The following is a 21,070-nucleotide window of genomic DNA, read 5'->3' as shown; positions in this document are numbered from 1 at the left end:
GACGCTCAGGCGAATCGCGGAGCGCGCTTCTCGAGGAAGGCGGTGATGCCCTCCTTCGCCTCTCCGTTCTCGAACAGGTCCTGCTCCTGGGTGACCTCGAACCGGAAGCCCTCCTCGAGCGGGGTGTCGAACGAGGCGTCGACCGTGCGGATGACGGCGCGCTGCGCGGGCAGCGACATCGTGCACAGCTCGGCCGCGAGCGCCTGCGCGGCGTCCGTGGCCGTGCCCGCGTCGACGAGCCGGTCGATCAGGCCGATCGCATGCGCCTCGGCGGCGAGGACCTGACGGGCGCTCAGCATGATGTCCAGGGCGCGGCCACGGCCCACGAGACGCGGAAGGCGCTGCGTACCACCTGCTCCGGGGATGAGGCCGAGCTTGACCTCGGGCAGACCGAACTTCGCGTCCGACCCGCCGACCCGGAGGGTGCAGGCCATTGCCAGTTCGAGGCCGCCGCCGAGCGCGAGGCCGTCCACCGCAGCGATCGAGATGCGGTCCGCAGACGCGAGTCGGTCGAGCGCCCCACGGAGTCGATCCCCGTACGCGGTGAACGACTCCGCGTCCACGGACGACATGTGCTTGATGTCCGCGCCTGCCGCGAAGAAGCCCGGAATGTCCGAGCGAACGACGACCACCTTCACCGACCCGTCGGCGTCGGCTGCGTCGAGTGCCGCATTCAGGCCGTCGATGATCGGCAACCCGAGCGCGTTCGCCGGCCTGCGTTGCAGCGTGATCGTCATGACGCCGGCGTCGACGTCGCTCCACGTGACTGCGGGCGTTGCGGTTTCCGACATGCACACCATCCTTCTCGGTCCAGTCCCATGTGAGTGGCAATGTGCACGCGGGCACACCGTGCCACTCACCTGAGGTATTGCACCAACCATACTAATTGTTGGACCGAAATGGAAGATCAGGGCCGACGCGGGAACTTCTCGAACTCGGGGCGCCGCTTCGCCTTGTACGCCTCGCGCCCTTCCTTCGCCTCCTCCGTCGAGTAGAACAGCAGATTCGCGTCGTGGGCGAGCTGCTGAATGCCGGCCATCCCGTCCTCCGCGGCATTGAAGCTCGCCTTCATGAGCCGCAGCGCGAACGGCGACAGCTGGAGCATCTCGCGGCACCACTGCACGGTTTCCCGTTCCAGGTCGGCGAGCGGGACGACGGTGTTGACCAGCCCCATCTCACGCGCCTGCTGTGCGTCGTACTGACGGCACAGGAACCAGATCTCCTTGGCCTTCTTCACCCCGACGAGTTCGGCGAGCAATCCCGCACCGTAGCCACCGTCGAACGAGCCGACCTTCGGGCCGACCTGACCGAACCGGGCGTTGTCCGCGGCGATGGACAGGTCGCAGACCAGGTGCAGAATGTGGCCGCCACCGATCGCGTAGCCGGCGACCATGGCCACGACCGGCTTCGGCAGGCGCCGGATCTGAATCTGCAGGTCGGTGACATGGAAACGGCCGACACTGCCCGACTTCCCCGGTTCGGTGAGGTAGCCGGTATCCCCGCGCACCCGCTGATCGCCACCCGAGCAGAACGCGTCGGGGCCCTCGCCGGTCAGCACGATGACACCGACCGAGGAGTCCTCGCGGGCATCGACCAGCGCCTCGGAGATTTCCATCAGCGTCTGCGGACGGAACGCGTTGCGCACCTCCGGCCGACAGATCGTGATCTTCGCGATCCCGTCGCCGCTGTGCTCGTATCGGATGTCCTCGAACTCACCCACTGCCGTCCAGGACACGAAATCCGTTGAATCACCGTTGTTCGTCATGATTCGATCATAGGCACACGTGCAAACGATCGTTATCGGCCGAGCCCGCAACGACGAAGGTGCGGCCCGGAGACCGGGCCGCACCTTCGGAATTGCCGTGGATCAGGACATCGTCAGGCCACCGCTGACGGACAGGGTCTGTCCGGTGACGAATTCTGCTGCATCGGAGGCGAAGTACGCCACCGCGGCACCGATGTCGGTCGCCTGACCGAGCCGCTTCATCGGCACGGCGCGGGTCATGCCGCCGATCACCTTGTCGGCGTCCTGGCCGGAGGTGTCCGCGAACTTGCGCAGCGCGGGGGTGTCGGTCGGGCCGGGGCACACGGTGTTCGCGGTGACACCCTTGGTCGCGATTTCACGGGCGAGGGTCTTGGTGAAGGCGATGACGCCGCCCTTGGCACCCGAGTAGACGGCCTCGAGCGACGAGCCGACGCGGCCGGCGTCCGAACCGATGTTGATGACCCGGCCGAAGCCGCGCTCGACCATGCCCGGGACGGTCGCCTGGATGACCCGAAGCTGGCCCTTGAAGTTGATGTCGAGGATCCGGTCCCAGAACGCCTCGTCGGTCTTCAGGAACGGCATGAAGTCGTCCCAGCCGGCGTTGTTGACGACGATCTCGACCGGGCCGAACTGCTCGGCGACCTGCTTCACCGCGGCCTGCACGGACGCGGTGTCGGTGACGTCGACGGGCACGGCGATCGCCTGGCCGCCGGCGTCGCGGATACCGGCGGCGGTCTCCTCGGCGACCTCCAGGTTGAGGTCGGCCACCGCGACGCGGAAGCCCGCTGCCCCGAGGGCGTCGGAGATGCCCTTGCCGATGCCCTGTGCACCGCCGGTTACGAATGCGACTCGATTACTCATGTTCTTCTCCGTCTTGTGGTGTTCGTGGTGGAAAGCGGTCAGCGCGGGCTCGCGGCCCATTCGATGGGGCCCGCGACGATCGAGTGACTGGTGAGCTTGCGGCCGAGCACCGTCTGAGCTTCGCGCGCGGCCTCGATGACCCGGGGAAGGTCGAGACCCGTCTCGACGCCCATCTCGTGGAACATGCTCACCAGATCCTCGGTGGCGATATTGCCCGTCGAGCCCGCAGGAACGGGGCAGCCGCCCAGCTCACCGAAGCTCGATTCGAAGCTCGCGCAACCTGCTTCGAGTGCAGCGTACGCGTTGGCGAGGCCCTGGCCACGCGTGTTGTGGAAGTGTGCGGTCACCTCGACGCCGGGCAGCCGGTCGAGCGCCGCCGCGAAGAATTCCGACGCGTACGCCGGATTGCACATGCCCGTGGTGTCGCCGAATCCGATCTCGGTGACGCCGGCCTCGGCGAACCGTTCGGCCAGGTCGAGGACGCGTCCCAGGTCGACCTTGCCCTCGAACGGGCAACCGAACGACGTCGCGATCACCGCGGCGCAGTCGAGTCCCTCGGCGACGATTCGCTTGGCCATGACGTCGTTGTCGGCCATCGTCTCGTCGACCGTGCGGTTGACGTTCTTCTTGTTGTGGGTCTCCGACGCGCTGACGAAGATCGCGACCTCGTGGAACTTGTCGCGCACCTTCAGTGCGTTGTCCAGCCCCTTGCTGTTGGGGACGAGCACCATCAGTTTGGTGTCGTCGGGTACGTCGATGCGACCGAGTACCTCCACCCCGTCCGCCAGTTGGGGGATCACGTCCGGCCGCACGAAACTGGCGACCTCGATCCGGGTGAACCCCGCCCGTCCCAGAGCGTTGATCAACCGCACCTTGTCGTCGGTCGGGATGTGCTCCGGTTCGTTCTGGAAGCCGTCACGCGGTCCGACCTCCCGGATCTGGACCCGCTGCGGACGTGCCATGGCGTTGACTCCTTTCCCCTCACTCCGTTGCGGACGCAAGGTCGTACTCCTCGAGATCGAATTCCAGCCTTTCGCGGTACTCGGGTGCCGCCACGGCGATCATGCGCCGCGCACGCTCCCCAAGGGAACACCCGCGCAGTGCCGCGGCACCGTGTTCGGTGACCACGAAATCCACGTCGGCGCGGGCGGTGGTGACCGCGCCGTATTCCAAAGCAGTCTTGATCGTCGACTCCCCACGCGAATCCGCGCGCATCGCGATGATCGAGCGGCCGCCGGTCATCGCCGCGGCCCGGGAGAAGTCCACCTGGCCCCCGACGGCACCGGCGTAGGTCGTGTTGCGCAGTTCCGCGCCGACCTGCCCGGTCAGATCCACCTCGATCGCCGAGTTGATCGACACGAACGACCGCAGCTGCGAGAGGACCTGCGGCGCATGGGTGTAGCTCGCCGGACGGAAGGCCACCGGAAGACCCGGAAGCCTGTCGTACAAGGCCGCCGTTCCGAGCGCGGCGCCCGTCACGTGCAGCCCAGGGTCGATCTCCTTACGCGCCCCGGTCAGCACGCCCCGGTCGATCAATCGGAGCGCCCCGTCGGAGATCATGCCGGAATGCATCCCGAGGTCCTTGTGACCCTCGAGAGCGGTGAGGACGGCGGACGGCAGCGTCCCGACGCCGATCTGGATCGTGTCTCCGTCCGCCACGAGTTCGGCGACGTTCCGCGCGATCGCCAATTCCACCGCGGCCGGCTCACGGTCCGGCGCGTCGAGCAACGGCCGGTCGGTTTCCATTACCGCAGCGAACCGCGACAACGGAATTCGTGGTGCGCCGAGTGTGACGGGCATGCGCCGGTTGATCTCGGCGATGAGAACCGGTGTGTGGTCGAGGGCGTCCGCGATGTAGTCGACACCGACCCCGAGCGAGCAGTTCCCGGCCGAGTCCGGCGGTGACACCTGCACGAACCCGACGTCGCATGGGAGCCGCCGTTCGGCGAACAGCCGCGGCAGCGCCCCATAGTGGCAGGGCACGATCTCGAGACGGGCGAGGCGGCGCAGTTCGCCGAGGCCACCGTAGGAGACGACGGAGAGTTCGTCGGGCAACTCGCTCGTCAACCGGCGATTCCAGGTCAGTCCCACGAACGCCCGGACCGGGCCGATCGACGACACCTGGTCGAGCAGGGCGTGGACGAGCGGAGTGGGTTCCGCACTCGTCTGGCTCCACCAGATTCCGTCGCCGGGCCGGATGTGCGGCGTCAGGTCGATCATCAGTCGATCCGCTGGATCAGGGTCGCCGTTCCCAGGCCGCCGCCGCAGCACATGGTCACCAAACCGATTTCGGCGTCACGTCGCTCGAGTTCCGCCACGATGGTGGCGATGAGCCGGGCACCGGTCGCACCGACGGGGTGACCGAGCGCGATCGCACCGCCGTTGACGTTGACCCGGTCCATGTCGGGCTTCAGTTCCCGCTCCCAGGCCAGGACGACCGAGCTGAATGCTTCGTTGACCTCGAAGAGGTCGATGTCGTTCATGCTCATTCCGTTGCGGTCGAGCAACTTCCGGGTGGCCGGGATCGGACCCGTCAGCATGATGATCGGGTCCACCCCGACGGTGGTCTGATCGAGAATGCGGGCCCGGGCCTGCAGTCCGTGCGCGTCGACGGCCTCGCGGGAAGCGAGCAGCACACCGGCCGCCCCGTCCGAGATCGGCGACGAACTGCCCGCCGTGATCCGGCCGTTCTCCCGGAACGCCGTCTTCAGCCCGGCCAGGCTGTCGAGGCTCGTGCCGGGGCGGAGGGTCTGGTCGGTGGACCGGGTCTCGCCCGCGAGGTCGAGGGGGATCATCTCGGCGTCGAAACAGCCCGCCTCGATGGCCTCGGTCGCCAGACGATGGGAGCGGACGGCGAACTCGTCCATCTCCTGCCGGGAGATCTCCCACCGGTCCGCGATGAGTTCGGCACTCTCGCCCTGGTTCACGAAGTCGTACCGGTCGCGCAGCGCTTCCGGCCACGGGTCGCCGTACAGTTCGGAGATCTTGGCCGGTGAGTTCATCGGCACGTGACCCATGTGTTCGACACCGCCGGCCACGACGACGTCGTGGGTGCCGGAACCGACCAGGGCGGCGCCCATCTCGACGGCCGTCTGGGCGGATCCGCAGCGGCGGTCCAGGACGACGGCCGGGACCTCCGGCGGGTAGCCGGCCTGCAACCAGGCGTTGCGGCCGATGTTGCGGGACTGCTCGCCGAACGGTGCGGTGCACCCGATCACGAGGTCCTCGACCGTCGCCGGAGCCAGTCCGCTGCGGCGGATCAGTTCCGTGTACACGGCGCCGAGCATGTCGTTGGGATGGGTGTCGCGGAACCAGCCGCGGTCGGGGTGCGACTTGCCCATGGGGGTGCGCGCTGCTTCCGCGATGATCACCTCGCGGGAGGAACGCTGGAAGGGGTTGCGCTTCTCAGCCATCAGATCACCGTCCCGCCGTCGACGGGCAGCACCTGGCCTGTGATGTACGCCGCGCCGTCGGACGCGAAGAACACGAAGCTGGACGAGATCTCGTCCGGTTCCGCCCAGCGGCCCAGCGGGATCCGCGCCAGCGTCTTGGCGGCGAGCTTTTCGTTGCTTCGGATGTTCTCCGTCATCTTGGTGGCGGCGAGCGGCGCGAGCGCGTTGACCGTCACCTGCTTCTTGGCGAGTTCACGCGCCAGCGACTTCGTGAGACCGATGATGCCCGCCTTCGCGGCACCGTAGTTGGCCTGCCCGATGGTGCCCACCAGGCCGGCCGCGGAGGTCACGTTGATGATCCGCCCGCTGCCGTCGGTGGGCAGGTACGGGAGGACGGCCTTGCTGCAGACGAAACTGCCGACGAGATGGATATCGACGATGCGGCGGAAGTCGTCTTCTTCGAGGTTCGGGAACATTGCGGGTGCGATGGCGCCGGCGTTGTTGACCAGGATGTTGAGCGTGCCGTCGTTCAGGGCGGCGGCCTGTTCCGCCGCCGCGGCGGCCGCCTCGCCGTCGCGGACGTCGAGAGCCGCGGATTTCGCCGAACCGCCCGCCGCGGTGATCTCCGCGGCCACGGCCGCAGCGGCGTCGCCGTCGACGTCGGTGACGAGCACGGCCGCACCTGCTCGCGCGTAGGCCTGCGCGACCGAGGCACCGATGCCGCTGCCGGCCCCGGTCACGAGGGCGGATTTTCCGGTGAGTTCGAACATCAGTAGCTCCTGGGAAGGCCGAGGACGTGCTCGCCGAGGTAGTTGAGAACCATCTCCTGGCTGAGCGGAGCGATCTTGGTCAGGCGGGCTTCACGGAAGTAGCGAGCCACGTGGTACTCCTCCGAGTAGCCCATGCCGCCGTGAGTCTGCAGGGCGCGGTCCGCGGCCTGGAAACCGGCGTCGGCGCAAAGATATTTGGCCATGTTGGCCTCGCGGGCGCAGGGCTTCCCGTTGTCGTAGAGCCACGTCGCCTTGCGCAGGATGAGTTCCGCGGCGTCGAGCCGGGCGAGCGAATCGGCGAGCGGGAACTGCAGCCCCTGATTCATGCCGATGGGGCGGCCGAACACCTCACGTTCGTTGGCGTACTGGACGCCCCGGCGCAGGGCGGCCCGGCCGATGCCGAGGGCCTCCGAGGCGACGAGCATCCGCTCCGGATTGAGGCCGTCGAGGATGTACCTGAAGCCCTTGCCTTCCTCGCCGACGCGGTCCTCGACGGGGATCTCGAGGTTGTCGATGAACAGTTCGTTCGACGTGACCGCGTTACGCCCCATCTTCTTGATCGGGCGGATGTCGATCTTCGAGCGGTCCAGGTCGGTGAGGAAGAGTGTCAGACCGTCCGTCTTCTTCTTCGCGTCCTCGAACTTCGTGGTGCGAGTGAGAAGCAGGATCTTCTCCGACTCCATCGCCTTCGAGATCCAGACCTTACGGCCGTTGACGATGTACTTGTCACCCTCACGTCGCGCGAACGTGGTGATCTTGGTGGTGTCGAGGCCGGCACCGGGCTCGGTGACACCGAAGCAGACGTGCAGGTCGCCATCCACGATCCGCGGGAGCGTGCGCTGCTTGAGTTCCTCGGAGCCGTGCACGATCACCGGGTGCATCCCGAAGATCGACAGGTGCATCGAACTCGCGCCGTTCATGCCCGCACCGGACGCGGCGACTTCCTCCAGCAGAATCGAGGCCTCGGTGATGCCCATTCCGTGCCCGCCGTAGGCCTCCGGCGTGGTGATGCCCAGCCAGCCGCCCTTGGCGAACGCGTCGTAGAACTCGGTGGGGAATTCGTGCGCGCCGTCCTTTTCCACCCAGTACTGCTCGTCGAACTTGCCCGCGAGCTCTCGCACCGCATCTCGGATCGTCGCCTGATCCTCGGTCAGATCAAAGTCCACAGCACGTCCCGTCGTCGTTGGTTCCGTTTGGACTTATATTACAAAAGGACAGACCAAATAGTCAACGGTCGATCATCCGACGGCAGGCAGGAGCGGCAGATCCTGCGCAAGGCGCTCGTTCCACACGCCCGGTCCGCCGAACAGCTTCTCGTCGAGCTTGGCGCGCTTGTAGTACAGGTGCAGGTCGTGTTCCCACGTGTAGCCGATGGCACCGTGCATCACGAGAGCACTGTCGGCCGCCTGCACCGCACTGCGCGGCACCTGCGCCTTGGCGACCGCGGCATGGATCGCACGGTCGTCGAGGCCGAGATCGACCGACGCCGCGGCGTAGTAGGCGATGGAACGTCCCGCCTCGACGGAGACGAGAATGCCTGCCGCAGCATGCTTCACGGCCTGGAACGACCCAATGGGGACGCCGAACTGGTGGCGCTGCTTGCTGTAATCCACCGCGAGTCGCAGCATGCGGTCCATCGCACCGAGCGAGTCGGCGGCCACGAGCACGGCCGCCCGCAGCCCCGCATCCTCGAGCGCGGCGGACGCGTCGACGTCGAGGCGCTGACCGGCAGCGTTGTCGAACCGGACGTCCGCGGCCGCGCGGGACGGGTCGAGGAGGCGCCGCGGTTCGACGGCGACGCCAGGGTCGTCGACGCGCACGAGATACAGAGCGGCGGTGCCGTCGGGGTCCGCGGCCGGAACGACCAGCAGTTTCGCCCGTTCGGCGCCGAGCACCGTCGCGACACGACCGGTCAGTGCCCCGGCCTCGCCGACGCGTACCGAGTCGGTGAAACCGAACGGACGGGTCGCGTCGACGGCGACCGCGGCGAACCCGCCCCCGGCCAGCACGTCGGTGGCGACGTCGACGGGCAGCAAGGGTGCCGCGAGAACCGACGCGGTCCAGGCACTCGACGGCGCGGTGTACCGGCCCAGCGTCTCGGCAGTCAATGCCAGTTCGAGCAGACCACCACCCTGACCACCAATTTTCTCGTCGAGACCGGCGGAGAACCAGCCCTCCTCGACGAATTTTTGCTCGAATTCGGCAGGATCTCCCGATTCACCCCACTTGCGGACATTCGCCGGAGCGGCGAACCGTCCAAGCCAGCCGTCGAGGGCTTCGGTGAACATTTCCTGCTCTTCTGACAGTTCCCAGCGCATTCAACTGGTCCTCTCGATGAGACGAAGAATAGGCTGCATGACAAGCGCAGCGAGAACCCAATGGTATATTAGGTCTGACCGTTAGACCAGAGAGGGCGGGGAGTCATGCCACCAGCCGTGCCGAACACCACCCGGAACGGACGTTCCTCCATTCAGTTGACACCGATGGAGGTACCGAAGGCGTCGGACGTCCTTGCCAACGAACTGCGCGAGCGCATCCTCAGCGGCGATTTCGTCGAGGGCACACCGCTGCCACCGGAGCGCGAACTCGTCGTCCAGACGAAGATGAGCCGCACCACGGTGCGCGAGGCCCTGCGCATCCTCGAAGTACAGGGACTCGTCCGCATCAAGGCGGGCCGGGCCGGTGGCGCCTTCGTTCAGCGACCGGGTGAACAGTCCATGGCCGACACGGTGGCACTGCTCATCCGTGGCCGTCAGATCCGCCTCGCCGCCCTGCTCGAGACCCGCGAGGCGATCGAACCGTTCTGCGCACAACTCGCCGCCCGCCACCGCACCGACGAGGATCTCGCGCGACTGGACGCCGCCAACGACGACATCGCCGGAGCAGGCGACGAACTCGACGACTTCCTTCAGGCGAACATCGACTGGCACGTCGCCGTCGCGAGCGCCAGCCACAACGAACTGTTGTCGGGTCTCATGATCTCGCTCTCGCGGGCCATCTACGCCGCGACCGAGAACGAAGGCTTCATCGACGACAAGGTCCGAGAGATCACCGTCAAGGCGCACCGCTCGGTGACCAGGGCAATTCGCGAAAAGGACGCCGAGGCCGCAGTACGACGCATGAGCAGGCACGTCCACTCGTACGCCGAGTCGATCAAGGACTTCGAGCAGCGCACCGACATCCCCCTCGACGAATAGCTTGTCCGTTTCCTGCTTCGACGACGAAGGCCCCACACCGTGCGGTGTGGGGCCTTCGTCGTACTCACGACGCTTCGGCGCTCGCTCCGGCCACCACTGCGCGGATCTCGTCGACGGCCTCCGGGTTCTCGGCACCCGACAGGTCCCCGGGATCGATGTCGAGCGCGGCGGCCCGCACGGCTCGGCGCAGGATCTTCGCCGACCGGGTCTTGGGCAGGCGCGACACCCGGTGAACAGCGCTCGGCGCGAACGGTTTCCCGAGTTCCGCGGCAACGCTGGCGACGAGTTCGGCCGAGATGTCGGTCGCGTCGGCGTCCGCGCGGGGAACCCAGAACGCCCAGACCGCCTCGCCCTTCTTCGGGTCGGGGACACCGACCGCCGCCGCCTCCGACACCGCCGGGTGCGCGGTCAATACGGCCTCGACCTCCGCCGGCGCGAGACGCTTTCCTGCCACGTTCATGACGTCGTCCGACCGGCCGCGGATGTACCACTGGCCGTCGTCGTCGACGAGGGCGTAGTCGCCGTGCCGCCACATGCCGGGGAACGTGGACCAATACGCCTCCAGGTAGCGTTCCTCGTCCTTCCACACCCCGCGCGTCATCGACGGCCACGGCTGCCTGCACACGAGTTCGCCCTGTTCCCCGCGCAGGGAGCGTCCCGCGTCGTCGACGACGTCGACGTCCATACCCAGGGACGGACCGCCCAGCGAACAGCTGCGGATCGGCTCCACCGGATACGGGGCGAGGAACGAGCCGCCGACCTCGGTGCCGCCGGAGAAGTTGATGATCGGCACCCGGCCGCCGAACACGTCCCGCGCGAGCCATTCGTACGAGTCCGGGTCCCACGGCTCGCCGGTGGACCCGATCGTGTGCACCGAGGACAGGTCGTACCGTGCCGCGACGTCCGTGTCCCGTCCGCGCAGGGTACGAATCAGCGTCGGTGAGACACCGAGCATCGTCACCCGGTGACGCTGTGCGAGCTGCCACAACCTCTCGGTGTCCGGCACGTCCGGCGAACCTTCGTACAGCACCAGGGTTCCGCCGTTGGCGTGGGTGCCGATGATCGACAGCGGGCCCATGATCCAGCCCATGTCGGTGATCCAGCAGAACACGCCGCCGGGCTTCAGGTCGAACGAGTACGCGACCTCGCTGGCCGTCTTCACGAGGAACCCGGCGTGTGTGTGGACGGCACCCTTCGGCTTGCCGGTCGTACCGGACGTGTATGCCAGCGCGAACGGCTCGCCCGCGTCCATCGCCTCCACCGGGCCCGGGTCACCGGCGTTGCCGAGGAGCTTGCCCCAGGAGATGTCACGGTCGGTGGAATCCACCGGGACGCCGACGTTCTCGACCACGACGACCGACTTCACAGTCGGGCACGACGCCAGCGCCTCGTCGAGGGCCGGTTTCATCGTCACGGACTTGCGCCGGCGGACCGTCCCGTCCGCGACGATCACCACCTTGGCGTCCGCGTCCTGGATGCGGGACGCGATCGCGCTCGGAGCGAACCCGGAGAACAGCGGGACCAGCACCGCACCGAGCCGCGCGACGGCATACACCGACACGACCGCCTCGGGGATCATCGGCAGGTAGAGGGCGACGGCGTCGCCCTTGCCGACGCCGAGTTCCCGCAGTCCGGCCGCGGCCCGCTCGACGTCCGCCGCGAGTTCTCGATACGAGAGGCTGCGGACCGTGCCGTCCTCGGCCTCGTGCGCGACGGCCGTCCGGTCGGCGACCGCAGGATCGGCGAGCCACCGCTCCAGACACGCGTCGACGACGTTGGACGTGCCTCCGACGAACCACTCCGGGTACTCGATTCCGCGTGAGGTGTCGAGCACCTCGCGGTACGGCGACCGGAACGGCAGCCCGAGGTCGCGGACCACGGCATCCCAGTACCACCGCACGTCGGCGACGGAGCGGGCGCGGAGTTCACCCAGGCCCGAGAGACCGTGGGCGCGGGCGAGCCGGGTGACGTTGGCGTTCTCGACGTACTCGTCGGTGGGATGCCAGGTGTAGTCGGACACGGTCAGCTCCTCGGCATTTCGAGCATGCGCTCGGCGACGATGTTGCGCTGGATGAAGGTGGAACCGCCGGCGATGGCGGTGCCGCGGGCCTGATATGCGAGCCGTTGCCACCGCGCCGTCTTCTGAGGCTCGTCGTCGAGGGCGAATTGCCCGCCCACCGGTTCGAGGGACAGCCGGAAGTCGGCGAGTTCCTCGACGAGGGGGCAGAAGAACAGCTTGCCGATGGACGTGACCGGCCCCGGTGGGCCGTCGTTGGCCGCGAGGGTGATGACGCGCTGACCGATGAGGTAGTGCACGAGGGCACGGCCGTAGAGATCGGCGACCTTCTGCCGGATCACCGGGTCCTCGCCGAGGGGGCGGCCCGCGTCGTCGGTCATCCCGGCGATGTCGGAGACGATGTCGTCGACGGCACGTTTGGTGTTGACGCGGCCCGTCGCGATCGCCACCCGCTCGTAGGCGAGTGTGCCCATCGCGACCTTCCAGCCGCCGTCGACCTCGCCGACGACGAGGTCGTCGGGGATGAACACGTCGTCGAGGAACACCTCGTTGAACTCCGCCTCGCCGAGCATGTGCGCGAGCGGCCGCACGGTGATTCCCTCGCTGTCCATCGGGACGAGGAAGTAGGTGATGCCCTTGTGCCGCGGACCGCCACCGGTGCGGGCGAGCAGGATGGCGTGGGCGGCGATGTGCGCGCGGCTGGTCCAGATCTTCTGCCCGTTGACCTTCCAGCCCCCGTCCACCTTGGTGGCCTTGGTGCGGAGGGAGGCGAGGTCGGACCCGGCATCCGGCTCCGAGAACAGCTGGCACCAGATCTCTTCACCGGTCAGGATCGGGCGAAGAAACCGTTCCTTCTGCGCGGGTGTCCCGAAGTCGATGATGGTCGGGCCGGCGAAATCCTCACCGATGGTGTTGAGGCGCTCGGGTGCGCCCACCCGGTCCATCTCCTCGGTGAAGATGGCCTTGCGGATCGGGTCGGCGGCCTGGCCGCCGTACTCCTTCGGCCACGACATCCCGCCGTAGCCGGCGTCGAAGAGCAGCCGCTGCCATTGCTGCCAGAACGGCACCTTGTCGACCAGATCGACGGGTTCCGGCCACGGCAGCGTCGGGACCGCTTTTTCGGCCCACTCCCGGACTTCTGCACGGAATGTGGCCTCGTCTGGGGAATCAGCGAGCTCCATTGCACCCTCCTCACGAATTTAGGCTCAATGATACTATAGGTCAGTCCAAAAAGGAGGCCCGGATGTCCGACCCACTCCCCGCCGGCGTCGTCGACCGCGTCGAATACGACGTCGAACGCGGCAAGATCCGCGAATTCACGCGCGCCACGTTCACCACCGATCCCGTCCACACGGATCCGGCCGTCGCACGCGACGCCGGGTTCGCCGACGTGCCGGCCACTCTTATTCACACGGTCGTCGCCGGACACCAGCGCGACCAGCGCGCGTTCGTCGACTCGCTGGGCCTGGCCCTCGCGCGGGTGGTGGTCGGTTCGGTCACGTGGACGTACCTGCGACCGCTCACCGCCGGCGACCACGTGGTCGGCAGCCGCCGCATCGTGGCCGACGAGCAGCGAGAAGGCAAGCGCGGCGGGACGATGCGCATCGTGACCCTCGAGACCGAGTACGTCGACACCGAGGGCGAACCCGTGGTCCGGCTCGAGGAAGTCCTGATCGAACGAGGAGAGCAGCGATGAGAACACCGGCCGAGGTACGCGTCGGCGACACTCCGGACGTCCGGGTGGTCGGCCCGGTGACCCAGACCGACATCGTCCGGTTCGCCGGGGCAGGAGGCGATTTCAATCCCCTGCACCACGACCCCGGCTTCGTGGCCACGTCGGGCTTTCCAGGCGTCATCGCGATGGGTCAGATGCAGGCCGGGATCCTGGCCGGATGGCTGTCCGACACGTTCGGTGTCGAGCATGTGCGCTCCTTCGGAGTCCGGTTCGTCGCTCCGGTCTTCATCGGCGACACGCTGACCCTGGGCGGCACGGTGGTGTCGATCGACGAGACCGACGGTGAGTCGCTCGCAACGCTCGATCTCGTCGCCTCGGGAGACAAGGGCCCGGTGGTCACCGGATCGGCGAAGGTCGCGGTGGCCTCGACCTGATCACCCTTCTCGAACAATACGGATGGGGGCGAAGCCGATCGGCTTCGCCCCCTTACCTATTCGATCAGCTGACGGCCTGCGCCCGTTCCCGGTCCGCCTCGATCTTCGCCGCAATCTGCGCACGCAGTACGTTCTTCTGGATCTTGCCCGTCGCCGTCGTCGGCAGCGCCTCGACGATCTCCAGCCGCTCCGGAACCTTCTGGATCGCCACCCCCTGCTCGAGCAGGTAGGTCTTGATCTTCTCGAGCGTGATGTCGTCGTACCCGGGCGCGGCGACGAGGTAGAGGCACACCGCCTCCCCGAGGCGCTCGTCCGGCATCGCGACCGCCGCCACAGCGCGGACCGCGGGATGAGCGGCCAGGAGGTCTTCGACCTGACGCACACTGATGTTCATGCCGCCGCGGATCACGATGTCCTTGGTGCGGCCGGTGACCCGTACGTAGCCGTCCTCGTCCATCCGGCCGAGATCCCCGGAGAGGGAGTAGCCGTCGGGAGTGAATAGCTTGGCCGTCTCCTCGGGATTGTGGAGATACCCGAGCATGTGCATCGCGCCCTTGTAGGCGACGTCGCCCTCCTCGCCGCGCGGAACCTCGTTACCGAGTTCGTCGACGATCTTGACCGACTGCAACGGCAGCGGACGGCCGTCCGAGGTGAGCGACCGCTCGGGCTCGTCGTCGACCGTGCACATGGTGGTCGTGACATTCTCCGAGCGGCCGTACAGGCTGAGCACCTGCAGGCCGGGGAACAATTCGGCCGCCTTCGTGACGAAGCTGGCGGGGATCGGCGCGCCGGCCGCCACCCACAACCGCATGCTGCCGATGTCGTGCACGGCGGGGTCGTAGACGTCCATGACCATCTGCAGGAACGTCGTGGCACTCACCGCGACCGTGCAGCCACGTTCCTTGATCTGCTCCATGCCCCGGACCGGCTCCCACACCTCGATGAGATGCGACGCCGCCCCGTGCATCAGCGGGAGGACGATGCTGGTGACAAGGCCGGTGGTGTGGGTGATCGGCGAGGGGCCGAACTGCACGTCGTCGGGTGTGTACGCGAACCCCTTGGCCAGCAGACGGGATCCGCAGGCGAACGTGTTGAACGTGTGGATGCAGCCCTTGGGACGGGACGTAGTGCCGCTGCTGTAGACGATGACGAACGGCTCGTCCGGACCGACACCGGGCCCGAGTTCCGCGATCGCCTCGTCGGGGCCGATCTCCGCGAACAGCGACTCGAACGACACCGCACGACCAGGCAACTCGCCGCTCCCGCGGACGACGACGACATCCTCGAGCGATTCGACGGCACCCAGGATGTCGGTGTACATGCCTGCGTAGTCGAACTTCTTGAAACTCTGCGGCGTAATCGCCAGCCGCACACCGGCATTACCGAGGATGTACTCGACGTCGTCGCGGCGGTAGATCGGCATGATCGGCACCAGGACGGCGCCCAGTCGCGACAACGCGACGGCGATGATCGCGAACTCGATCCAGTTCGGAACCTGCACCGACACGCGGTCGCCGGCAGAAATGCCGTGGCGCCGAAGGCCCACCGCAAGACTGAGCGCCTTGTCGCGCAACTGCCGGAAGGTGAGGCCCCCGCTGGTGTCGTCGGTCAGGAAGACACGGTCGCCCCGCTCGGCGACCTGAGCCTCGAGCATGTCGAAGAAGGTGTCGCGGTGCCACTGCCCGGTGGCATAGAACTCTCGGATCTGTTCGTCCGAATAGCGATCGGTGACCGATGCGAACGCCATGGGAAGCCTTCCTCTGTGCGCAGATATGGAGAGGGAAATAGAAACTCCGTGTTGGCCCTCACAATATAATGGTTAGACCGAAGTTGCAACGAGTTCCCCAAGCGGAGATCACCGCATGCTCCATACGGGAGAACGCTTTTCGCGAAACGCGGTAACGCCCTCGACGATGTCTTCGGTCGTGAACGCGAGAGCGAGCTGGGACTGCAGCGCCGTGAGCGCATTCGGCAGCGACATGTCCCGGGTGTTGTTGATCGCCTCCTTGCCCAGACGCATGAGCAGCGGCGATTTGCCCGCGAGCCGCCGCGCCCACGCCCGGACCTCTGCCTCGAAGTCGTCGTCCGGAATCACGCGGTTCACCAGCCCCAGTTCGAGCGCGTCCGTGGCCGTGATGAGCTCGCCGTACATCATCAGCTCGTTCGCCTTGAGTCGCCCGACGTTCCGATAGATGAGGGCGGAGATCATGAACGGGAAGACGCCGACGTTGATCTCCGGACACCCGAACCGGACCGACTCCTTGGCGAGCACGAAATCGCACGCCAGCGCGAGACCGAACGCGCCGGCCAGCACGTCGCCGCCCGCCGCACAGATCACCGGCTTCCCGAGACCGCCGATGAGCTGATACAGCCGCGGAAAGCGATCCAGACCGGCGTATTTGACGATCGTGGGTGTCTCGCTCGCGAACGCCTTGAGGTCGCCGCCCGCCGAGAAGATCTTCTCGTGCGAGGACGCGAGCACGACAACCCGCACGTCGTCGTCCCCGCGCGCACGTTCGAGTGCGGCGAGCAGCTCGTCGAGCACGTCGTCGGACAGCGCGTTGCGGGTTTCGGGGCGATCGAGAGTGAGCACGGCGATGTGCTCGTCGACGTCGTATCGCACGGGGTGCGCCATAGGGTCGATCCTTTCAATTTTGGTCTTACCATTCGACCCTAGTAGACGACGGGATCCGGGACAAGATCTTCCGCGGAACACGTGACGTATTTGGACTGACCATATACATTGTTGTGAGGTCGTGGACGGCACGGAAACGCCCCAGGTGACACCTCCTATACTGTGCGTTAGGTCACAGGATGGGCGACGGTGTCGTCGTCATCCGTGCGGCGGCCGCGGCGCGAGGAGTGGTGAGTGGTCATTTCGACGAGTTCGTTCGAGCTTGCCGAGCAGGCAGTCGCAGAGTTGCGGGAGCTTCTCGGGAGCGAGCCGAACCTGGTCCGGCTGGCGGACGGCGAGCCCGACCTCACGGTGATCCGTGCGTTCGCGGCCCGGAAGCTACGTGAAGGCGTCGCCTCCCCCGAGCACACCCTGCGCCTCGGGGAACTCGTGACGCGACTCGACGCCGCGAGCCGCGACGACATCGCCCGCCGACTGCGCCTCCACACCGCCCAGTTCGAGGCATTGCAGCGGGTCGTGCGTGCGCTCGACACCGGCTCGGACCGCATCGCCGAAGTCGTGACGCAGGAATTGTGCACGAGCCTGGGATACGGCAAGGCCATGTTCTCCGTCGTCCGCGGTTCCACCTGGTCGCCCGTCGCGCTGGCCGTCAACCCCGCACTGACAGAGGACTTCCACGAACTCGCCACGGCCATCGACGGACGCGAGATCTCGCTGCGCGACGCCCCCCGCGAGGCCGAACTGGTCCGGCGCCGTCGGCCTTACGCGGTGGACGGTGTCGACACCTACCGGCATACATACCGCCCACTCATCGATCTGTCGCGGCCCGCGGGATACATCGCGGTTCCCATCGTCGTCGACGCCCGCGCGGTGGCGATGATCCACGTCGACCGCCAGAGCGACAGCCTGTCCGACACCGACGTCCACATCGTCGGAGTGCTGGCGGGCGCGTGCGCCTCGTCGAAGGAACGCGCCAAGCTGCGTCGGCAGATCCATACCCGCAACGAGCACGTCGACGCCGAGATCCAGCGGCTCACGCAGGCACTGCGGCACCTCGAGCAGCCCCTGACGATGCCGGAACTCTCCACGTGCGACCTCCCCCGCTCCGGCGCGCAGAGCGGGGAGGACACGTCGCAGGCGCCGGCCATTCCTCGCGCGCACACCTTGACCGCTCGCGAGCGCGAGGTGCTCACACTGATGGCGACGGGAGCGACCAACGCGGCCATCTCCCGTCGCCTGTGCATTTCCGACGGCACCGTCAAATCCCACGTCCAGCGGATCTTCAAGAAACTCGGCGTCTCGACGCGAGCCGAGGTGGCGGCGCTGTGCGCCAACGCCAAGACGGTGTCCGGTGGCTGACGCGCCCCACCCCGACGAGAACACCACGGACACCGAGCTCGATCGCGCCATCGCGGACGTCCTGACCGAGATGCGGGTGGCCGACCCGGCACAGTCGACCGAACTCGGGAGACGCCTCGTCGACCTCCTCGACCGCAGAAACGCCGCCGACGCGAACCGGACCGTCGAGATCGGCACGATCGCGGCCGCCATCGATCGCGCCGTCCAAGCACTGGACGACGCCGCCTCGAGTACGGAACTGATGCACCGCGCGTGCGAACGCGTCGCGGAATTGTGCTCTGCGAAAAGGGTTGTGCTGTCCCGCCTCGACGGGGACCGGATCATTCCCGTGGCCTGGTTCAGCGCCGACCCCGGCACCATGCCGTCACCACCGGCCGAATTCGACATCGTGGACGGTTCGCCGGAAGAACAAGCGCTCGCGACGAACACGGTCAGCGTCGGCACCGACGTCCCCGCTGCACTGCAAGAACTGTTGGGCACCAACGGTTTCACGATTGTTTCGGTCGTGGTCGGCGGCGCCGCCGCCGCGCTCGTGCACATCGGAACACCCTTGGACGACACTCGCCGCCGCGCACTGGGGGTGTTCGCCGAAGTGCTCGGCGGGTGCTTCGAGCGAGTCGGTCTGGAATCGCGCCGTGAGCGCCAGAACGCGCTCCTGCACGACAGCGCCCGGCGATGGGCCGGCGACGCCGACGTCGACACGGCACCTCCCCGCGGCGCATCCGAACTCGCCCCGGCGCAGGCCGACCGCGACGCCGCCGAGCAGCGCCTGCTCGACCCTCTGACCGACCGCGAGGTCGACGTCGTCCGATTGATTCTCACCGGGGCGTCGAACTCGACGATCGCCGAGGAACTGGTCATCACTGTCGACACGGTCAAGTCCCATGTGAAACGCATCCTCCGGAAACTCGGCGCCACCAACCGTGCCGAACTGATCGCGAAGTATCAGCCCGGCACCCGGTGACAGAGCCGGTGGATACCCCTCAGGCGTCCGAGGACGGCACCGTCACGGTGACGGTGCCGACGTCCGGCGTGAGCACGAGCTGGCAGGCGAGACGCGAGCACGGCTGTACACCGTCGAGGAATTCGAGGAGGTCCTGCTCCTCCAGCGTCGGTTCGCCGAACGCCGCGATGGAATCGTCGTCCAGGAATACGTGGCAGGTAGCGCAGGAGCAGCTACCGCCACATTCGGCGACGATGCCGGGGAGGTTGTTGCGGACCGACCCGTCCATCACGCTCTGGCCGACGGGAACGTCGACGGACGACGTCGAGCCGTCCGGAAGCTGGTACACGACGGTGGGCATGGTGATCTCCTTCAGGTTGACCGGTGAACATCTGCGCGGCCGTCGCGCCGAAGCGGGAAGGTCCGGCCGCGTTCTCGGTACGAAAATTGTGTCGCCGGTCACTGGCCGGGCACATCACCACTTCGGGTGATTACCCCCCTCCCGTGGGGTGAATCTTGCCTCGCTGACCGCGAGGTGTGCTGGGGTGACCCGGCACACATCCCCCGTTAGGTGGACAACTTTCGATCAATGGTGTGATGCCCCTCACTCCTGTGGCTGACAGGCTGGAGTCACTCCAGTCGGCGAGGGCGCCGCGACGTTCGGCGCCGCACCACACTGCACCACGAAGGGGAATCGATGAGCACTACAGAGCAGGTCACGGAACTTATTCCGGACGCTGTCGCCCGTCAGATCGTTCTGCCCGAAGGACACCGGGACAACGACGCGTTGTTCGAGGCCTACCGCTGGCTGCGGGAGAACAACCCGCTCGGGCGCGCCGAGGTGGAGGGGTACGACCCGATCTGGCTGGTGAGCAAGCACGCCGACATCATGGAGATCGAGCGTCAGCCCGACATCTTCACCAATGCAGGCGGGGAGGACAAGGGTTCCGTCAACCCGATCCTGGCGAACCAGGCCGGCGACGCGTTCACCAAGAGCATCAACAACGGCAGCCTCCGCGTCCTCGAGACTCTCACCTACCTCGACCCGCCGGAGCACACCGCGATCAAGGACATCGCACTGGACTGGTTCCGGCCCACCAACCTCGCCCAGTGGGAATCGACCATCCGCGACCTCGCGAAGGCTGCCGTCGCCCGGCTATTGAAGACGGACGGCCGGATCGACTTCGTCAAGGACTTCGCCCTGCACTACCCCCTGCACGTCATCATGAGCCTTTTCGGGGTGCCCGAATCGGACGAGCCCCGCATGATGGCCCTCACGCAGGAGTTCTTCGGGACGGCCGATCCCGATGCCGCGCGGGAGGACGTCGAACCGCTCACCCCGGACGCCGCCGCCAAGCAGTGGGTGGCCACGATTCAGGATTTCTACGCCTACTTCGAGGCGTTGTTGCAGGACAGGCGGGCGAACCCGCAGGACGACCTCGCGACGATCATCTCGGTGGCCCGCGACGAGAGCGGCGAGTACTACCCGAACGAGGTGGCGTACGGCTACTTCATCGCCATCGCTACCGCTGGTCACGACACCACCTCAAGTACCCTCGCCGGCGGCATGCTCGAACTCGGCCGGAACCCCGAACTGCTCGCGAAGGCGAAGGCGGACCTGGCGCTCGCGCCGCACATCGTCAACGAATCTCTGCGCTGGGCGTCGCCGGTGAAGCACTTCATGCGTCAGGCGACGCAGGACTACACGATCCGCGGCCGGAACATCAAGAAGGGCGACCGCTTCATGATGCTCTACCAGTCGGGCAACCGGGACGCGGACGTCATTCCCAACCCGGACACGTTCGACATCACTCGCCGACCCAACAAGCACATCGCCTTCGGTTACGGGCCGCACATGTGCATCGGGCAGCACTTGGCCAAGATCGAACTCCGCATCATGCTCGAGGAACTGCTCCCCCACATCGAGTCGCTCGAACTTGTGGACGACACGAAGATGATCCAGACCAATTTCGTCGGCGGGCTCAAGAACATGCCCGTCCAGATCGAGTTCACCCGATAACA

At 67.0% G+C, this 21,070-nt stretch carries 20 protein-coding genes; 6 read left to right on the top strand and 14 right to left on the bottom strand.

Annotation, left to right across the window (positions count from 1 at the left end):
* Positions 1-5: 5 nt before the first annotated feature.
* The 9 genes from JWS13_RS30690 to JWS13_RS30650 all read right to left on the bottom strand — a co-directional run bounded on the left by JWS13_RS30690 (position 6) and on the right by JWS13_RS30650 (position 9,106).
* On the bottom strand, positions 6-791 hold the full coding sequence (locus JWS13_RS30690) for an enoyl-CoA hydratase-related protein (protein WP_206009129.1): 786 nt from the start codon (positions 789-791) through the stop codon (positions 6-8).
* Positions 792-907: 116 nt separating this feature from the next.
* Positions 908-1,765: a 1,4-dihydroxy-2-naphthoyl-CoA synthase gene (gene menB, locus JWS13_RS30685; protein ID WP_206009128.1), complete on the bottom strand. Its 858-nt coding sequence runs from the start codon at positions 1,763-1,765 to the stop codon at positions 908-910.
* Between the two features lie 102 nt (positions 1,766-1,867).
* On the bottom strand, positions 1,868-2,626 hold the full coding sequence (locus tag JWS13_RS30680; RefSeq protein ID WP_206009127.1) for an SDR family NAD(P)-dependent oxidoreductase: 759 nt from the start codon (positions 2,624-2,626) through the stop codon (positions 1,868-1,870).
* Positions 2,627-2,664: 38 nt separating this feature from the next.
* Complete coding sequence (locus tag JWS13_RS30675; RefSeq protein ID WP_206009126.1) at positions 2,665-3,588, bottom strand: hydroxymethylglutaryl-CoA lyase; 924 nt, start codon at positions 3,586-3,588, stop codon at positions 2,665-2,667.
* A 19-nt stretch (positions 3,589-3,607) separates the two neighbouring features.
* The gene (locus tag JWS13_RS30670; RefSeq protein WP_206009125.1) at positions 3,608-4,846 is read right to left on the bottom strand and encodes an acetyl-CoA hydrolase/transferase family protein; all 1,239 of its coding nucleotides are present in this window, start codon (positions 4,844-4,846) and stop codon (positions 3,608-3,610) included.
* The gene (locus JWS13_RS30665; RefSeq protein ID WP_206009124.1) at positions 4,846-6,039 is read right to left on the bottom strand and encodes a thiolase family protein; all 1,194 of its coding nucleotides are present in this window, start codon (positions 6,037-6,039) and stop codon (positions 4,846-4,848) included. Before JWS13_RS30665 ends, JWS13_RS30670 begins: the two co-directional genes overlap by 1 nt.
* Positions 6,039-6,788 (bottom strand): SDR family NAD(P)-dependent oxidoreductase, encoded by a 750-nt coding sequence (locus tag JWS13_RS30660; RefSeq protein WP_206009123.1) that lies wholly within the window; start codon positions 6,786-6,788, stop codon positions 6,039-6,041. The genes JWS13_RS30665 and JWS13_RS30660 overlap by 1 nt, the downstream gene beginning before the upstream one ends.
* Positions 6,788-7,954: an acyl-CoA dehydrogenase family protein gene (locus tag JWS13_RS30655; RefSeq protein WP_007299648.1), complete on the bottom strand. Its 1,167-nt coding sequence runs from the start codon at positions 7,952-7,954 to the stop codon at positions 6,788-6,790. The genes JWS13_RS30660 and JWS13_RS30655 overlap by 1 nt, the downstream gene beginning before the upstream one ends.
* Before the next feature lie 72 nt (positions 7,955-8,026).
* The gene (locus JWS13_RS30650; protein ID WP_206009122.1) at positions 8,027-9,106 is read right to left on the bottom strand and encodes an acyl-CoA dehydrogenase family protein; all 1,080 of its coding nucleotides are present in this window, start codon (positions 9,104-9,106) and stop codon (positions 8,027-8,029) included.
* A 117-nt stretch (positions 9,107-9,223) separates the two neighbouring features.
* Here JWS13_RS30650 and JWS13_RS30645 point away from each other — a divergent pair, with 117 nt between their 5' ends.
* Positions 9,224-9,985 carry a FadR/GntR family transcriptional regulator gene (locus JWS13_RS30645; RefSeq protein ID WP_007299646.1) on the top strand — a complete coding sequence of 254 codons (762 nt, stop codon included), beginning with the start codon at positions 9,224-9,226 and terminating at the stop codon, positions 9,983-9,985.
* A 64-nt stretch (positions 9,986-10,049) separates the two neighbouring features.
* On the opposite strand, the gene JWS13_RS30640 is transcribed toward JWS13_RS30645, so the two are convergent.
* Positions 10,050-12,005, bottom strand: a complete 1,956-nt coding sequence (locus tag JWS13_RS30640) for an AMP-binding protein (RefSeq protein ID WP_206009121.1) — start codon at positions 12,003-12,005, stop codon at positions 10,050-10,052.
* Between the two features lie 2 nt (positions 12,006-12,007).
* A complete protein-coding gene (locus tag JWS13_RS30635; protein ID WP_124393359.1) occupies positions 12,008-13,183 on the bottom strand; it encodes an acyl-CoA dehydrogenase family protein in 1,176 nt (391 codons plus the stop codon).
* Positions 13,184-13,245: 62 nt separating this feature from the next.
* Here JWS13_RS30635 and JWS13_RS30630 point away from each other — a divergent pair, with 62 nt between their 5' ends.
* Both JWS13_RS30630 and JWS13_RS30625 read left to right on the top strand, forming a co-directional pair.
* Entirely contained in the window at positions 13,246-13,698 is a 453-nt protein-coding gene (locus JWS13_RS30630) for an FAS1-like dehydratase domain-containing protein (protein WP_206009120.1), read from the top strand.
* Positions 13,695-14,111, top strand: coding sequence for a MaoC family dehydratase (locus tag JWS13_RS30625; RefSeq protein ID WP_206009119.1), 417 nt, complete (start codon positions 13,695-13,697; stop codon positions 14,109-14,111). Before JWS13_RS30630 ends, JWS13_RS30625 begins: the two co-directional genes overlap by 4 nt.
* Before the next feature lie 64 nt (positions 14,112-14,175).
* On the opposite strand, the gene JWS13_RS30620 is transcribed toward JWS13_RS30625, so the two are convergent.
* Positions 14,176-15,858, bottom strand: a complete 1,683-nt coding sequence (locus JWS13_RS30620; protein ID WP_206009118.1) for an AMP-binding protein — start codon at positions 15,856-15,858, stop codon at positions 14,176-14,178.
* 108 nt (positions 15,859-15,966) lie between these two features.
* Positions 15,967-16,746, bottom strand: coding sequence for an enoyl-CoA hydratase/isomerase family protein (locus tag JWS13_RS30615; RefSeq protein WP_206009117.1), 780 nt, complete (start codon positions 16,744-16,746; stop codon positions 15,967-15,969).
* 234 nt (positions 16,747-16,980) lie between these two features.
* On the opposite strand from JWS13_RS30615, the gene JWS13_RS30610 reads away from it, so the two are divergent.
* Both JWS13_RS30610 and JWS13_RS30605 read left to right on the top strand, forming a co-directional pair.
* Positions 16,981-18,105: a helix-turn-helix domain-containing protein gene (locus tag JWS13_RS30610; RefSeq protein WP_206009116.1), complete on the top strand. Its 1,125-nt coding sequence runs from the start codon at positions 16,981-16,983 to the stop codon at positions 18,103-18,105.
* Entirely contained in the window at positions 18,098-19,069 is a 972-nt protein-coding gene (locus JWS13_RS30605) for a helix-turn-helix transcriptional regulator (protein ID WP_206009115.1), read from the top strand. The genes JWS13_RS30610 and JWS13_RS30605 overlap by 8 nt, the downstream gene beginning before the upstream one ends.
* A gap of 19 nt (positions 19,070-19,088) precedes the next feature.
* Here JWS13_RS30605 and JWS13_RS30600 read toward each other — a convergent pair whose 3' ends face one another.
* Positions 19,089-19,409, bottom strand: a complete 321-nt coding sequence (locus tag JWS13_RS30600) for a 2Fe-2S iron-sulfur cluster-binding protein (protein ID WP_206009114.1) — start codon at positions 19,407-19,409, stop codon at positions 19,089-19,091.
* Between the two features lie 336 nt (positions 19,410-19,745).
* On the opposite strand from JWS13_RS30600, the gene JWS13_RS30595 reads away from it, so the two are divergent.
* Positions 19,746-21,068 (top strand): cytochrome P450, encoded by a 1,323-nt coding sequence (locus JWS13_RS30595; protein ID WP_206009113.1) that lies wholly within the window; start codon positions 19,746-19,748, stop codon positions 21,066-21,068.
* Positions 21,069-21,070 lie beyond the last annotated feature (2 nt).

Origin of the sequence: Rhodococcus pseudokoreensis (assembly GCF_017068395.1) — a bacterium.
Classification (GTDB): Bacteria; Actinomycetota; Actinomycetes; order Mycobacteriales; family Mycobacteriaceae; genus Rhodococcus_F; species Rhodococcus_F pseudokoreensis.
This window is presented reverse-complemented; position numbering and strand designations above follow the sequence as displayed.

Coding starts and splice junctions, on each gene's coding strand:
- JWS13_RS30615 (WP_206009117.1), bottom strand. CDS start 16,746: ATGGCGCACCCCGTGCGATACGACGTCGACGAGCACATCGCCGTGCTC.
- JWS13_RS30625 (WP_206009119.1), top strand. CDS start 13,695: ATGAGAACACCGGCCGAGGTACGCGTCGGCGACACTCCGGACGTCCGG.
- JWS13_RS30620 (WP_206009118.1), bottom strand. CDS start 15,858: ATGGCGTTCGCATCGGTCACCGATCGCTATTCGGACGAACAGATCCGA.
- JWS13_RS30690 (WP_206009129.1), bottom strand. CDS start 791: ATGTCGGAAACCGCAACGCCCGCAGTCACGTGGAGCGACGTCGACGCC.
- JWS13_RS30630 (WP_206009120.1), top strand. CDS start 13,246: ATGTCCGACCCACTCCCCGCCGGCGTCGTCGACCGCGTCGAATACGAC.
- JWS13_RS30595 (WP_206009113.1), top strand. CDS start 19,746: ATGAGCACTACAGAGCAGGTCACGGAACTTATTCCGGACGCTGTCGCC.
- JWS13_RS30675 (WP_206009126.1), bottom strand. CDS start 3,588: ATGGCACGTCCGCAGCGGGTCCAGATCCGGGAGGTCGGACCGCGTGAC.
- JWS13_RS30680 (WP_206009127.1), bottom strand. CDS start 2,626: ATGAGTAATCGAGTCGCATTCGTAACCGGCGGTGCACAGGGCATCGGC.
- JWS13_RS30635 (WP_124393359.1), bottom strand. CDS start 13,183: ATGGAGCTCGCTGATTCCCCAGACGAGGCCACATTCCGTGCAGAAGTC.
- JWS13_RS30650 (WP_206009122.1), bottom strand. CDS start 9,106: ATGCGCTGGGAACTGTCAGAAGAGCAGGAAATGTTCACCGAAGCCCTC.
- JWS13_RS30670 (WP_206009125.1), bottom strand. CDS start 4,846: ATGATCGACCTGACGCCGCACATCCGGCCCGGCGACGGAATCTGGTGG.
- menB (WP_206009128.1), bottom strand. CDS start 1,765: ATGACGAACAACGGTGATTCAACGGATTTCGTGTCCTGGACGGCAGTG.
- JWS13_RS30665 (WP_206009124.1), bottom strand. CDS start 6,039: ATGGCTGAGAAGCGCAACCCCTTCCAGCGTTCCTCCCGCGAGGTGATC.
- JWS13_RS30600 (WP_206009114.1), bottom strand. CDS start 19,409: ATGCCCACCGTCGTGTACCAGCTTCCGGACGGCTCGACGTCGTCCGTC.
- JWS13_RS30660 (WP_206009123.1), bottom strand. CDS start 6,788: ATGTTCGAACTCACCGGAAAATCCGCCCTCGTGACCGGGGCCGGCAGC.